11 protein-coding genes and 1 tRNA gene are annotated in these 15,681 nt (G+C 36.2%); 5 read left to right on the forward strand and 7 right to left on the reverse strand.

Translation table 11 applies throughout. The features are described from left to right. The first annotated feature begins 24 nt into the window (after positions 1 to 24). Positions 25 to 109, forward strand: a tRNA-Leu gene (locus AC5SR4_RS08535). A gap of 47 nt (positions 110 to 156) precedes the next feature. Here AC5SR4_RS08535 and AC5SR4_RS08540 read toward each other — a convergent pair. The 6 genes from AC5SR4_RS08540 to AC5SR4_RS08565 all read right to left on the reverse strand — a co-directional run bounded on the left by AC5SR4_RS08540 (position 157) and on the right by AC5SR4_RS08565 (position 9,257). After that, a complete protein-coding gene (locus tag AC5SR4_RS08540) occupies positions 157 to 1,107 on the reverse strand; it encodes a sugar phosphate isomerase/epimerase family protein (protein WP_495359115.1) in 951 nt (316 codons plus the stop codon). A 121-nt stretch (positions 1,108 to 1,228) separates the two neighbouring features. Further along, positions 1,229 to 3,655, reverse strand: coding sequence for an outer membrane beta-barrel protein (locus tag AC5SR4_RS08545; protein WP_495359116.1), 2,427 nt, complete (start codon positions 3,653 to 3,655; stop codon positions 1,229 to 1,231). A gap of 116 nt (positions 3,656 to 3,771) precedes the next feature. Continuing rightward, positions 3,772 to 5,214: an amidohydrolase family protein gene (locus AC5SR4_RS08550; protein ID WP_495359117.1), complete on the reverse strand. Its 1,443-nt coding sequence runs from the start codon at positions 5,212 to 5,214 to the stop codon at positions 3,772 to 3,774. 11 nt (positions 5,215 to 5,225) lie between these two features. Further along, positions 5,226 to 6,728, reverse strand: a complete 1,503-nt coding sequence (locus AC5SR4_RS08555) for a serine hydrolase (RefSeq protein ID WP_495359118.1) — start codon at positions 6,726 to 6,728, stop codon at positions 5,226 to 5,228. Positions 6,729 to 6,761: 33 nt separating this feature from the next. After that, positions 6,762 to 8,312: a S8 family peptidase gene (locus tag AC5SR4_RS08560; protein WP_495359119.1), complete on the reverse strand. Its 1,551-nt coding sequence runs from the start codon at positions 8,310 to 8,312 to the stop codon at positions 6,762 to 6,764. Positions 8,313 to 8,411: 99 nt separating this feature from the next. Further along, the gene (locus AC5SR4_RS08565; RefSeq protein WP_495359120.1) at positions 8,412 to 9,257 is read right to left on the reverse strand and encodes a DUF6597 domain-containing transcriptional factor; all 846 of its coding nucleotides are present in this window, start codon (positions 9,255 to 9,257) and stop codon (positions 8,412 to 8,414) included. 106 nt (positions 9,258 to 9,363) lie between these two features. Between AC5SR4_RS08565 and AC5SR4_RS08570 the strand changes: the two genes are divergently transcribed. Next, a complete protein-coding gene (locus tag AC5SR4_RS08570; protein WP_495359121.1) occupies positions 9,364 to 10,152 on the forward strand; it encodes a hypothetical protein in 789 nt (262 codons plus the stop codon). 15 nt (positions 10,153 to 10,167) lie between these two features. On the opposite strand, the gene AC5SR4_RS08575 is transcribed toward AC5SR4_RS08570, so the two are convergent. Continuing rightward, a complete protein-coding gene (locus tag AC5SR4_RS08575; RefSeq protein WP_495359122.1) occupies positions 10,168 to 10,410 on the reverse strand; it encodes an RNA polymerase sigma factor in 243 nt (80 codons plus the stop codon). Between the two features lie 417 nt (positions 10,411 to 10,827). Here AC5SR4_RS08575 and AC5SR4_RS08580 point away from each other — a divergent pair, with 417 nt between their 5' ends. The 3 genes from AC5SR4_RS08580 to AC5SR4_RS08590 all read left to right on the forward strand — a co-directional run bounded on the left by AC5SR4_RS08580 (position 10,828) and on the right by AC5SR4_RS08590 (position 15,653). Then, positions 10,828 to 11,283 carry a protein-disulfide reductase DsbD domain-containing protein gene (locus AC5SR4_RS08580; protein ID WP_495359123.1) on the forward strand — a complete coding sequence of 152 codons (456 nt, stop codon included), beginning with the start codon at positions 10,828 to 10,830 and terminating at the stop codon, positions 11,281 to 11,283. Positions 11,284 to 11,707: 424 nt separating this feature from the next. Beyond that, a complete protein-coding gene (locus AC5SR4_RS08585; protein WP_495359124.1) occupies positions 11,708 to 12,667 on the forward strand; it encodes an NAD-dependent epimerase/dehydratase family protein in 960 nt (319 codons plus the stop codon). A 127-nt stretch (positions 12,668 to 12,794) separates the two neighbouring features. Beyond that, complete coding sequence (locus tag AC5SR4_RS08590; RefSeq protein ID WP_495359125.1) at positions 12,795 to 15,653, forward strand: M16 family metallopeptidase; 2,859 nt, start codon at positions 12,795 to 12,797, stop codon at positions 15,651 to 15,653. Positions 15,654 to 15,681 lie beyond the last annotated feature (28 nt).

Below are 15,681 nucleotides of genomic sequence, written 5' to 3' on the forward strand. Positions count from 1 at the left end.
AACTTTCTAAAACATACCAAGTTTGCTGAAGTGGTGGAATTGGTAGACACGTTGGACTTAAAATCCAATGGCCATTATGGCCGTGCGGGTTCAAGTCCCGCCTTCAGTACAAAACCTTCTTTATCTAGATAAAGAAGGTTTTTTTATAAGGATAATTTAAGCCTGTTGCCAAAGCTTCTGTACCTTGTTTAAATCACTTCGCATGGCATCAAATACCACTTTTTTGTCTACAGTAATATCCCGATTGCCTAGTTCAGCCCCTCCCAAATCATACTCCAAATGCAAAGACACTGGAGGATTTAAATGGTATTGTTTTAATTTTTTAAAATATCCAACAAAGTCCACCATACCCTCACCAATAGGAACATTAATGGCCTCCCACTTTCCGTTAACTTTCCCCCATTTATAATCTTTTAAAACAATCACCTTAATGTTATTGTGCAAAAGCTGCAATCCATTTTCCCAAGAGTAACCACCTTCTACCATGGCATGCCTAATGTCGTATTGTGTGCCAAAATGCTTTGGGTTGGTAGTTTCCAAAAGTGTTTTTATTTCCCAATAAGAAGCCCCTACTAAAACACCTGCATGGTTTTGGTAACAACCAATAAGGTTTAATTTTTCACTTAAATCCCCTAATTTTTTTATGTCTTTTTGATACTCCGTCAAGGCTTGTTGCATAGGTACGCCTTCTTTGTATTGGTACCAATTGGTTCTGTAATATGAAATACCAGCTTTTGATGCACTTTCCAATATATCCACATCAAGCGGGTTATCTACACTTTCAATACTAGTGGTAATCATTTTACAATTTACACCAGCACTTCTAATGGCATTAACTGCTTTTGGTAAATCTGTTTTTACAGATTCGGGAAGCACATGCCCACCAGGGCGTACCGTTAAGTCTACACCAGAAAACCCTAATTCGGCTGCCATTTCCCCTGTGGTTTTATAATCTAAAAACTGAAGGTGTTTTGAAAAAATATTAACATCCAATTTACTGTTATTGGGATTAGTTGTTTTAAAACTGGTGTAGGGGAATGCCGATATTAGGGGTAAAAAGCCAGTGGCACAGGCTGTTTTAATAATAAAATCTCTTCGTGTAGTCATGCCTTTGTTTTCAATAGTTAATAGTCTAGTTTTCAATAAATCAAGATAAAATATTTGAGCTTAGCTATAAAAATACAAAAGACATTTAGACTGTAAAGTGCTTTAACTGAAAAATAACATACTATATTCTGCTCTTTTCTTCTTCATCACCAGTTTTACGATTTTTGGCACTTGGTACAGTATGCTTTCCAAACTTGTAAATAAAATAAAGACTTATCATATTACTGCCATATCTTACCAAAGAAGTTCTGTTTAAGTTTGAAATCGCTGTGGTTCCACCACCACGCCTTCCCCAAAAAATATCTGAAGCACTTAAGCTAATAATAGTTTTATGGTCTTTAGAAGTACGGTTAATTCCCAGATTTATGGCATAGTTCGATCTGGTTTCTTCTATATCATTTATATAAGGTGAATTGTAATTGGCACTTAAACTACCATTAATTTGAGACGAGATTTTAAAAGAGTTGTTATTATTAAATATAAAACCAACCCCTTGAATATGGAATGGTTCATTTAGGTAAGTTCCCTTATAGCGGTTATTGAATACTGATACCGATACATTACTGTTCCACCAAGTAAAAGGTTTAAAGGATGTTGACGAAGAAAGGTTTATTTGCGAAAATGTATTTAAATTTGCTTTGGTTTCAGTACTAACCTGAGAGTCGTCATCCTGAAAAACCAAACTACCAATAACATCGTTTGTATTAGTATAAGATAATTTTGTGGTTAACTTATGTTTATATTGGTGCGATAACTCAAAATTATAACTAAATTGAGGGTTTAACATGGGGTTTCCCTGCCAAGAACTGTACTGGTCCAAAAACAAGCGATAAGGGTTTAAATCACCATAAGAAGGGCGGTCTATACGTCTTCCAAAAGCAAAGGATACAGTATGGTTTTCAGATACATCAATCTTGTAGAATAGAGTTGGAAAAAATTCAAGATAATTTCTATTAAAGGAATCATTGGTTAATTTTTGTTTACCATACCCTTCGGTATTTTCAACTCTTAACCCTATTTTAATGGTTGCGGTTTTAAACGTCTTTAAGAAGTCTATATACCCAGCAAAAATATGTTCTCTATAAATAAAGTGGTTAGTTAAGTCGGTATTTAAGCTTTCACTATTATCTATAATATCATAGTATTTAGGGTAATTGTCATTAATAACCTCACTCCATTTTAAACCCGTTTCTAAAGTGATTTGTGATGCCTTAAAGGCTTTAGTTATGTCAGTTTTAAAAGACCAAATGTCAATGTCTGACGGAATCTCACTTCTTAGCAAATTCCTGTTGCCAGTATCATTATTGTTTTCATCGTAAAATAGGGTTGTAAAATTTTGATCTTGACCTCTATTGTAAAATGAATAGTTGCCATCAAACGAATAAGAAAATGTTTTGTCTTTATTCGATTTAAATAAATTTAGGTTAAAAGCATAATTTTTATTGTGCTCATTGACTTCAGAAATCGTGTTTGCAGTAGAAACTAGATTGTTGTTCAAATCACTAAAGGCGGTAGTGATATTTTGGGGACTAATAACTTTGGTGTTCGATCCCTTAAATAGAAAGTTTATGTTAAAGTTAGTTTCCGTTTCATAATCAATTCCAAGATTAAAGTTTTGTGGATCTACATTAAAAATTCGATTACTATGTTGAACAGATTTTAAAGCAGGCGAAGCATTTAAATAAGTTTGTTTGTAAATTATTTTTGTAAAGGCCTTTATGTCATTAATACTATAACCCCCATAAAGATTCCAGTGCTTTTTTCTAAAATTTAAGTTTAAACTTCCGCCTTTTTGAAAATATTTACCTTGCTGTACTTGTGTTCTTAAGCTACCGTTAAACCCTTCTTTGTCATTTTTTCCCAAAATAATATTAATAACTCCAGCATTACCTGCAGCATCATATTTTGATGATGGATTGGTTATTATTTCAACAGCCTTAATTTGATCAGAAGGAGTGTTTTTAAGTAAAGTAGCTAAATTATCAGAAGATAAATGTGTAGCGCGGTCATTAATTAAAACGGTACTTCCTTCCTTACCTTGAATATTAATGGTGCCACTTAAAATATCTACTGTAACACCGGGCAACTTTTCAATAACTTCAAAGGCATTAGGCCCCAATGAAGTATTGTCCTTGTTAAGGTTTACAACCATTTTGTCGGGTTGCATTTCAATAAAATCTTTTTCGGCTGTTATGGTAACCTCACCTAAGGTGTTTTCACTTTCTTTAAGTATAATGGTGTTTAAGTTTAGGGGTAATTGCGACTGCTTTATAGGATCACTTTTCCAAGATTGATAAGCTATATGCGATATAATAACCTGTATAGAGTCTGTAACAATGTCACTTAATTTAAAAGCCCCAAGTTCATTGGTTAACTCAAGCTTTATAATAGTTTTAGAGCTAAGGTTATAGGCCACAACATTTGCAAACTCAACCGGGGTGTTATTGGCATTTAAAATAACCCCTTTTATGCTTAAGTCCTGTTGGCTAATCATTAAAAAAGGAAGCATAAAAAAGTAGAACGTTTTTTTAAAGAGTGTATAATCCATTGTTTTTTAATTTAGATTCTTAGAAAGAACTAAATCAAAAGTACAGATAGCCAAAAGGCAGTAATTGTATTAATTAGACAACCTGTTTTTTTTTGACTAGTAAGGACTTCACCTTTTTAAAGAACAAGGTTTTTTATATCTGTTTTAATAGTTTCAATTTGTGTAGAATCAATTAAGATGCCATTTCGTATTACAAAATCAATTTCCCTTATGCTATTAATATTTTTAAGGGGGTTATTCTTTAAAACAACCAAGTCAGCTATTTTTCCTTGCTCAACAGTGCCATAATCGGTATCAATTTCAAAAAACCTTGCTGGATTAACCGTGGCCGTTTTTATGGCTTCAGCAGGGGTTAGTCCAGCTTTAACAAAAAGTTCCAGTTCATTATGTACACCAACACCAGGAAAACACAATGGGTTGGCTCCCATATCGGTACCAGCCAAAAGCAACACACCTTTTTCATGCATTCTGCCAACCATTTTTAGGTAGAGGTAACAAAGTTTCTTTTTTGTTTCAATAAAAGTCGAATTATCTCTGTAAGTTAAATGATCATTAATATCTGGCGTCCAATATTTTTGAAGGTATTTAGGCAAATAGGACAACAAAAGGCTGTCTTTGGGTAATTCATCTTCATACCAGGCATTTTTAAACCACATACTTAAAGTTGGGCAATGCCATATCTTTTTTTCAACAAACAAATCGTATAGACTGTCGGCTTTAGTTTCATTAAAAGTAGAAAGGCGAAAAGCATTTATAGCGTTAGAGCGGTCAATACCATTTTCCATGGCCTTAATCTTGTCTATAAAGTCCTTAGGAGGCTTGCCAGAACATTCTTTTAAAATTTCCAGAAGGTGCTCTTGGCTTTTCATGCCTGTTTTTGCTGCTTCCGATGGGGGTACCGTAAAAGGCACATGCCCTACAAATGGAAAATGAATACCATTGGCATAACTGCTCAAAGCTAGATAGGTTTCTCGTGGAAGTAAAGAATATACCTTTAAAAAATCAACACCCTCCTCAATAAGAGAGTCAACCACCCTTGGAACATCCTCTGGACTATTAATGCCAATAGAGCCATCCCACATAGGGTTTGGACCATCCAGCAAAGGTCCGCCAGCAAATATTTTAGGCCCCAATAGCGAACCATTATTAATATTATTGCGCCAGGTTTTAACTAGCGTTAAATCGCCGCCCATGTCCCTAATACCTGTAACACCATGAATAACAAAAAGAGGTAAGAGCAAATCTTTTTTATCGTTAGTAGGATGCATTCGCCACACTTCTGGATCGTCGGGGTGTGCATGCATATCCCATAAGCCAGGAATAATATACTTACCATCACCATTAATAATGGTGTTTACTTTATACCGATAGAGCGAGGCGTCGTGGTCTATGTGAAGAATTCTACCGTTTTTAATAACAATATTTTGTAACGCTTTAACAGTATCTTTTTCCACATCAATAATCGCAATGTTCTTTATAAGAATATCACCTTGAATGTCTTCTTTTTTACAGGAAACAACAAATAGAAATAAAATAAAGTATGTAAAGTACAATTTCATGGAGGCTTATTTTAACTAGAATGATCAGTAATCATATACCAATGGCCATTAATTTTTTTAGCAGTAACAGAAAACCAACCTTTCACTATATTTTCACGGTTTTCAAATTTCAAATTAAAGCGACCAGTTACAAAATATAAGTTATAGGCAAGACGCCGCATGGCAATATTATCAAAAAAAAGTTGCCCCATCTTATCTTCAGGAAAGTATGTTTTATAGTTATCAATAATAAGGTTGTAACCATAAGTAACACCTCCTCTAGAGACAGTTAGTATAGGTTCCGTTTTAGCATAAGCTTCCATATAGCACACAATATCGGCAGCATTCCAGCAGACTTCTTGAGCCTTAAAGTTTTGATTAATATGGTACTCATCAATACGGTCTAAATAAGTATTTACTACTTGCTCCAGTTCATATAGGTATTGTTGCAAGTAAGGGTACGCACCATCATCATTAACCTGTATAGCAAGGGCATATTGTCTATTAGTAGAATATTCCACATGCGACACATAGCCCGGAAAAAAGCCAGAATGTCCATACCTGGTATCGTTCATTTTGTTCCAAACAAAAGTCCCTAATCCATATCCGCTATCATAAGGCATACCGGTTGCCATATTAATAGCCGTATGCAATGCCGCCTTGGTTTCATTGTTAAGGTAATCACTTTCATGAATAAACTTTACCAGTCTGGCCAAATCCTTTGGGTTGGTAGCATAACCACCACCAGTCCATTCAAAAGCAGGATTAACCACAAGATTACCATCATTGTCCAACACTTTCTTAGGTAAATTAAAAGGATTTTGTGACCCAATATAACCAGCAGCCAAGCCAGGTATAGAAATCTTGGTAGAAGGCGTTGTTAAATCCAACATAAGCGGTTTAATTAAATCGGTATCAACAATTTCGTAAAAAGGTTTATGGGTTATTTTTTCAACAATTAAGCCAAGTAAAATATAATTAGTATCCGAATAAGCCCAACCAGCCCCAACAGGATGAACAGCAGGCTTATTGGCAATAGATTGAATGCAGGTTTCGGGGGCTCTTTCAAGCAAAGGGTTTCCAATAAAATCTTCAAGAAATTCAGGCTGAAACAAATGCCGGGGTAAGCCACTGGTATGGTTCATCAAGTTTATAATCTTAATAGCATCGTGGTTTGGAAAAGTATTGTACCAAGAGGTGCTGCCTAAATACTTAGAGGCAGGATCTTGCAAATTTAGCTTGCCCTCTTGAATAAGTTTTAAGATAACAGTACTAAAAAACAATTTACCAACACTGCCAGAAAGCATTTTAGAATCAGGTTGCATGGCTACTTGGTTTTCCACATCCTTATAACCGGCCGCCAAGCTTATTTGGTGGTCTGTATCAAAAACAATAGAAAAGGTAGCTCCAGGAATTTTATGCGAGGCAACCAGCATGTCCAAAGTTTTTTGAAGGTCGTTTTCCAGTTCATTGTAAACCATCTGGGAGTGTAACGTATAGCTTACACAAACCAACATAGTAAAAAGATACTTCATTGCTTAAAAAGTTTAAGGTTTATGGCCAAGATTTTATTTATTCAAAGCCATCTCAACAGCAGCTTTAGCATTTAAAATACCTCCAGTAACACTTAAACTTTTAAAAGGCACTTGCTTTTCGTCCGAAGGTCTAGAAACCATCAAATCAATAGGCGTGGCAGATTTTAAAATAATATCACGCACTTGAGTAGCCTTTAGCTTAGGAAAATAAGTCCTAAGCAATGCAGCAACACCTGCCACCATAGGGCTAGCCATACTAGTGCCATTATATTTAGCATAGTTGCTTTCGGGAGTAGTAGATAAAACTTGAAAGCCAGGGGCAAAAATATCCACTAAATCACCATCAAAATTCGAAAAATAAGCCACAAATTTTTCATCATAGTTATAAGTAGAAGCACCAACCTCAATCCAGTTTTTAGGAGATTTACATCCAAGAAAATTTCGCTTAGCAAACATTTGGTTAGGAAAGTTATTATTGCCCGTAAGTTCCATGGCACTGTTACCAGCAGCATGAATTAGTAAAACATCGTGCTTTTCAGCATACCGTACCGCATCATCAACCACCTGTTTATTCCAAGAAAAAGCCTTGCCAAAACTCATGTTAATAACACGGGCACCATTATCAACAGCATATCTAATAGCGTTGGCCACATCCTTATCGTGCTCATCACCATTTGGAACAACCCTTACAGACATAATACTTACATGATCAGCAATCCCTTCAACCCCCAAATCATTATAGCGTTCAGCAGCAATAATACCCGCTACATGAGTGCCGTGGCTTGGGTTAGGCCCTTTGCAGTCATTGTTACCGTAAAACCGTTCCGTAACATCAGTATAGTTGTCGCCAATAAGTTCCCTAGAGTTAAAATCAGGATTGTAATAGAAATCCAAATTCGTTTCTTGTCCCTCAATATTATCTTTAAGAGCAGCTTTAATAGCTTCAAAATCAGCTTCAGGATGGCTCTTTAAATAGCTTAAAACAGCTTGTTTAGTTTTTTCCTGTCCAGCTCTCACTTTAAAATCACTAAACCCTTCAGCAGTTAAAGGGCGTTCCTTGTAAAGCAACTCAAATTCATAAAGATTATCCAAGTACCGTAAAGATTCCAAACGATTTTTAAGAGCACTTTCCCTATGGTCTTGAAAAGCCTTAACAGCATTTTTATAATCAGAATAACTTCCATTATAAGGATAATGCTCAGCAAAAATTCGGGTTTCTACCAAAGTTTCCCGTTCAATATTTTCACCTTTAGCATTGCCTAAAAAGTTCCACCCGTGTATATCGTCAATATAACCATTGCCATCATCATCAATGCCATTATTAGCAATTTCACCAGGGTTGGTCCACATAATATCATCCAAATCCTCATGCATATGGTCAACCCCCGTGTCAATAACCGCCACAATAATAGATTGCGGAATTCTATTCTTTAACAGCGTATAAGCCTCATTGGTAGAAATGCCTTTGTGCAAAGCATCATTAGTAGAAAAGTGGTGCCACTTGTCTAAATTGTCATCTTGTGCAACAGCAAGTGCAGTTACCAATAAAACACTTGCAAAAAGAAATCGATAAATTAAAGTCATGTTTACAGTTTTTATAAAATTAAGTAATAATTTAATAAAACAGCGAAGATAAATAAGGGGCCTGCTTGTTAATTGTAAAAAATAGACATTACAATAAAATTACCAACGCGACGAAATAAGCTCTAAATGCACCGCTTCAGAATGCGAATGTTGCTTATTAAAAAAGTCGCTAGGCGTTAAAGATGTAAAAGCCTTAAACTCCCTTATAAAATGGGATTGGTCAAAAAACCCCAATTTATAGCCAAGTTGCGTTAAACTAGTTGCTTCAATTTTAGACTGGAAGTGAAAAGTCGCATTAAAACGCACAATACGTATAAACGTCTTAGGCGTAATGCCTAAAAAATGATTAAACAGGCGTTCCACCTTTTTATAATTAACATAAAAGTAGCCAGTAATATCAGCATGCCGTACCTCGCCCTTATGTGCTTTAATATAGTCCACAATAGCACAAAAAAGCACATAGTCTAAATTACTATTAAACACATCCAGTTTTTTAAAAACAAACCGTTCAATAATGTTAATTTTATCCTGCACGCATTTAGCCCCCAAAACATGCTTTTCCAAATCCATAAGCGGTACGTTGTTTAACAGTTCAATTTCCACAAAAAGATTTTTAAATTCACTAAGGCTATTATTTAAAAACAATGCTAGGCCAGCGGGGTTAATCTTAATACCAAAGGATTTTTCCTTTCCATTACTATAATAATAATTAACAGGCTTGGTTTTTTGCCCAAAAACAGAAGTCTTTTTAAGCGTAATAGGCGGGCTAGTAGTTTTAAGGTTACGCTGTATGCTTTTTTGCGAGTCAATAAAAAGCAAACCAAAAGTACCATCAGGAATCACAAGGTCCGTAATACTTTCATGCACTTCATTAGAGTCTATAACAAAATAGCTATCAATGTATTTAGTTAGTGCCAAACTAGGATAATATGCTTTAAAATACATAAAAACAGGTCTTTTTTTAAAGTGTCTAAAAATTACAATTTGTTACAGTTGTAGCTTAGTAAATTGCAAACATTAACACAATTTAACACCATTAAAGCATTTTTTAATGAATAAATACAGATTACAAATAGTATTGTTTGCAACCATTTTATTGGTAGTTATAACATTTATACTCACCCTTTTACATAAAAGCAAAAGTGAGCCCATAATAACAACTGCCCAACAGCTTGTAGCACATATAAAACAAACAAAATCAAAAAACCATTTAAAACAGTTCACCTTTATACAAGAAACCATTACATATAATAAAGAAGGCGTTGCGCAAGATACATCCACTTGGTACGAGGCCGTTCGGTTTCCAAAAGATTTTAGAATCGATTTTGGCAATCCAGAAAACGGACATGCCAATATAAACCGTAACGACAGCATATATGTGTTCAGAAACCACAAACTAGTTCACAGTGGCCCCGAAATACAAGAGTTTTTAGTAATGGAAGGAGGGCTTTACTATTACACCGTACAAGAAACCTTGGCACGGTTAGATAGTTTAGGGATAAACACCAATATATTAACAAAATCGCAATACAAAGATCAAGAAGTCTATATCATAGGAGCCGCCAAAAACAACCCAAACAAACCACAAATATGGCTAAATGCCCAAAACTTTCAAACCGTTCGCAGTTTCAATAAAGGCAAACAAGGCGAGTTGTATGAAGTGCGTTACGACCATTTTAAAAACATAGATGGTCACCTTATAGAAACTTGGGTAGCATTCTACCTAAATGGCAACCTTATCCAAACAGAGCGCTACAATAACATCAATACAAAACCAAACATTAACAATAACACCTTCAACCCAGCATATTTCGGAAAAACCTATTGGTTTAAAAATTAAGTAACGTGCAGTGTATTAAAAACGTCTTTTGCCAAACAGTACCAATAACAAAAAGTTAAAAGTACCCAGGGTTTTGCGCAGTTTCTTTAAAGCCGTAACCAGCACATTGCGTACTGTTTGCGGACTCAAGTTAAGCATTTGGGCAATATCCTTACTACTTAAAAAATTAAAATACTTTAAGTACACAATTCTACGTTGTTGGTCACTTAACCCATTAACCGCTTCCAGCAGTTTTCTCTCTAGTGTTATAATCTTCAATTGATTTCGGTTGGATTAATTATGAATAAATATCTTTATTCAGGCAAAAAAATAAATGTATTTAAATTGAAACCCCAAAACTCAAATACCACTTACTTAACCCAATTTCAAGCCCAAAAAGTAAGTCATTTCTTAAAACAATGTTAAATATTTAAAAAAAGTTAGAATCCAAGTAAGGGTTTTTGCTTTCTCAAACGTATTAGTATATGAAGGGTCCAAACAACCCCAAAAAAAGAAAATTGTCAGGATATAGACACAAAACCTGATAAAACAATAAAAAAAGCAAAAAATAATGTTAAAATCTTAAATGCGAATAGTACAAAACCAGGTTTCAAGAGTATTATATAAAAGGACACTTAAGTTTTGTAAACAGTATTTAAACCCAAGAAAATAATTAAGAACTAAAAAAAGATATTTATGAAAAAGTTACCCCTTATCGTGCTAGCAATAGTTGCATTAGCAACAACATTAAACGCACAAATATTAGAGCCCGTTACCTGGCAGTTCACCCAAAAGAAAATAAACACCAACACATACGAATTACATGCAACAGCAAAACTAGAACCCGGGTGGCATGTATACTCACAATATACCGAAAAAGGTGGGCCATTAGCAACCGAGTTCGATTTCGAGTTGCCCAAAACAGTAAAACTAAAAGGCAAACCCAAAGAAATGGGAGAGCTACACAAAAAATATGAAGAAGTATTTATGGTAAACACCATGTTTTTTGATAAAAAAGTAGATTTCGTCCAAACCATAGAAGTAAAAGGCAATGGCCCACATACCGTAAAAGGCTATGTAAACTTTATGGCATGTAACGACGAAACCTGTTTACCACCAACAGAAGAACCATTTGAAATAGTATTAAACTAATAACAATAACAAAAAAAACATAAGGGGTTGAGAGTTGTTTTTCATTAAGAATTAATTAGAGAGTTAAGTTATTAGACGATTAACCCCTTGTTTAAATAACCCTAAAGTCAATAGTGCCTGTACAAAGTAACAGTACATAGTAAGAGTTTTTCATAGTTATTTTGAGTTAGTCACTCATAGTGCATTTTTTGATTGTAAGCATGGCATCCATAAGTATAGGATGGGTGTCGTGCTTTTTAGGGAATAAAGAGCATAAAAAAGTAGAAAATTAGTTAAAGTGTGATTTTTACATGAAAGTAATCCCTAAGTTTTTTAACATAGTTTAGTTTGTTTAAGTGGGGGTGCTTTACAACAAATAAAGTGCCCCACTATTGGTATAATAAAAAAACAAAAGCTTAGGGTTTGCTTTTATAACAAAGCCTACATGAAAGAAAAAATATTGATAACCGGCGCTTCAGGGCAATTAGGAAGCACCCTTAGAAAAGCATTAATAACAAGGTATGGCACCGAGGCCATCGTAGCATCCGATATAAAAAGCGATAGCAAAGACCCTTTCGAGGGTGTATTCGTTACCCTAAACGTTATGGATGCCCAGGCCATAGCCCAAACCGTTAAAACCTATAAAATCACACAGATTTACCATTTAGCAGCCATGCTATCAGCCGTAGCCGAGAAAAACCCCCTAAAAGCATGGGATTTAAACATGCAAGGGCTAATAAACATACTAGAAACAGCCAAAACCCACAAAATAAGCAAAGTGTTCTGGCCATCATCCATCGCCGTATTTGGCGATAACATCACCAAAGAACAAACACCACAATTCAGTTTAAGACAACCCGCAACCAGCTACGGCATATCCAAAGTAGCAGGCGAGTCGTGGTGCGAGTACTATAACAAAAACTATGGCGTAGACGTACGCAGCCTAAGATATCCAGGAGTAATAGGGTACGAAAGCCTGCCCGGAGGAGGCACCACCGATTACGCAGTAGATATCTACTTCAAGGCCGCCAGGCAAGAGCCGTTTCAATGCTTTCTAAAGCCAGATACCGCCTTACCAATGATTTATATGGCAGATGCCATAAAAGCAACCATAGCACTCATGGAAGCACCAAAAGAAGCCATAAGAGTCAGGACCTCGTACAACCTGTCAGGCATGAGTTTCACACCACAACAAGTATATAAAGAAATATTGAAAACACATCCAGAATTTAAAATAGCATACAAGCCAGACTTTAGGCAAAACATTGCAGAATCCTGGCCCAATAGTATAGACGATAGTTTAGCCAGAGCCGATTGGGGCTGGCAACCCGATTACAATTTAGAAAGCATGACCAAGCACATGCTAAGCTGTTTAGCACAGTACAATAATTACGCATTAAATTAAAAAATAATAACAGTATAAAGAGGTAGGCATCTAGTTTTGATTAGTTAAAAAAGTTAAGTAAAGCAAATAGTTCAAAAAAAAGTCCTGCCTCTTTTATTTAGAGTATAAAAAATAAACCAAAAATCCTATGAGAGAGTTAAAATTACCAAGTACGCCAACAAAACTAATCGTCGTACTTTTTACAGTGCTAAGCAGTCTAAATCTAATAGCACAATCTTACAACAACCAAGATCCCTTACCAAAAAGCGAACGCATAAAAAAAGGTATATTGCCCAATGGCATGACCTATTACCTATGCAGTACCGATGTAATAAAAGACGTAGCCAGCTATTACATCATCCAAAACGTAGGATCCATACTCGAAAAAGACAACCAACAAGGTCTAGCACACTTCCTAGAGCACATGGCCTTTAACGGTACCGAGCATTTTCCAGAAAAAGGCATACTCAACACCCTACAAGAACAAGGCATTGTTTTTGGAAAAGACATCAATGCCTACACCAGTTTTGACGAAACCGTATACAACATAAACAACGTACCCACCAACGCAGAAATGATAGACGTAGGGCTTACCATACTAAAAGATTGGTCCAATTACCTATTACTAACCGAAAAAGAAATCGATGCTGAGCGTGGGGTGATAAAAGAAGAATGGCGCACGCGCCAAAGCGGAAACCTACGAGTTTTCAAACAACACCTAGCAACCCAGTACAACCAAACCAAATATGCCAACCGCATGCCCATAGGCATAATGGAAGTAGTAGATAATTTTGAATACCAGGCACTAAGAGACTTTTACCACGATTGGTACCGTACCGATCTACAGGCCATAGCCGTAGTGGGTAATTTCGATATCGATTTTATGGAAGCCAAAATAAAAGGTCTGTTTACAGGCATACCAGCAGTAAAAAATCCCAAACCGCGCCACGTAGAAAGTATACCTGATAACATTGAAATGGGCTATAGCTTGGCAATGGACGAAGAAGTAACCACCGCCAACATTCAATTTGGAATTCGCCATCCAAAAAACCTAACAAAAGAAACAGAAACTGTAGAAGACCTAAGAACAGCACTATTAAACGGTATGGTTACCAACATGCTATCCGTTAGGTTACAAGAGTTAAGCCAAAAACCCGATGCACCATTCTTGGCCGTACGTGCCGGCTATGGCGATCTTTCCAGAACATCAAAAGCATTTACATATACTGTATATCCCAAAGCAGGGATGCAGCAAGAAGCATTCAAAACGGCCATGACCGAATTAAACCGTGCCGTAAAATATGGCTTCACACAAGAAGAAATAGACAGGACCATAACTAAATACAAAACGTCCTATGAAAATGCCATTAGCAAACAGGACGATATGTCGCACAAGAGCATCGCACAAAAAGCGCAGAACAATTACCTGAACCAAGATGCCATGACCGATGTAGACCAAGAATACCCAATAGTACAACAAATATTCGAAAGCCTACAAAAAGAAGACTTGCACAAAGCCATAAGAGACCTCTACACCAAAAAAAACCGTTACCTATTAGTTACCGGGGTAAAAGGTGAAGAAAACCTAAGCCAAGAAACTGCCTTAAACCTAATAGAAACCATAGAAAAAGACAGTACACTACAACCCTATACCGATGCCATGGCCGGAAAAACACTAATGTCTGGAGTAGAAGTAAAAAAAGGTGCAGTCATATCCGAATACATATTACAAAAACTAAACGCATCCACGTTCGAGCTAAGCAATGGCATAACCGTACACTACAAGTATTCCGATAAAAACAAAAACGACGTACAATTATATGCCGTAAGCGATGGTGGTCTATCACTCATTGCCGATAAAGACCTACCATCAGCAAGCATGCTTTCCAATACCGTAGACTTTTCAGGTTTAGGAGATTACTCAGCCACCGATCTAGCCAAAGTATTAGCAGGCAAAACAGCAAAAACAACCATAGGACTTAGCGATATAAGAGAGACCATAAAAGGGGTGTCAACAACCAAAGACGTAGAGACCCTCTTGCAAATGGTACATTTACGCTTTACCAAGCCACGCTTTGATCAAGACGGCTTTAAAGTGCTAATGGGCAATATAGACAACTACCTAGTAAGAAAAAGCAAAGACATAAACCAAAGAATAGGCGATAGCACCACAGTGGCCCTATACGGAACCAACAACCCTAAGCGCCGTTTATTCGATGAAGATTATGTAAAAGACATCAACTTCGAAACCATAAAAAGAATCTACAAAGAGCGTTTTAGCAATGCCGCCGATTTTGAGTTCTTTATAGTAGGCGATATACCCAAAAAAGAGCTTAAGGAACTATTGGCAACCTATCTGGCCAGCATTCCAACCACAAATAAAAAAGAAGCATGGAAAGATAACTCCGTAGCATGGCAAAAGCCACACATCGATAGAGACTTTGAGTTACAGATGGAAGACCCAAAAAGCAACGTACGCATAGGGTATAAAAAAGAAATGCCATATAGCCTTAAAAACAATTATATAATAAATGCCATTGGCGATATACTACAGTTGCGCTATACCGAAACCCTAAGAGAACAAGAAGGCGGTACCTATGGGGCCAGTGCCAATGCTAACCTCGATAAATATCCCGTATCAACAGCAAGCATTAGCGTAGTGTTCGATTGCAACCCCGAAAAAGTAGACGATCTTACAGCCATAGTGCACAAAGAAATAAACAAACTGGTAGAAGGTGACATAAATCAAGAAGATTTAGACAAAACATTGGCCAATTACCTAAAAGACCGTAAAGAAGAACAGGACTTCAACATATCAGATATGCGACTGCTAACACAATATTTCCGTGAAGGTTATCTTAGAACCGATCCTGATAATTTTGAAAACATCATTAACGCCATTACAGTAAAAGACATACAAGAAATGGCATCAAAAATATTAAAAGGGGCCAAAACCTATGAAGTAGTATTTAAACCGCTTGTAGTAGAAGAGGGTAGTATGAATTAAAACCATCAAAAACCCTTAAATAGCGCCA

This window comes from Aestuariibaculum scopimerae (assembly GCF_059428085.1).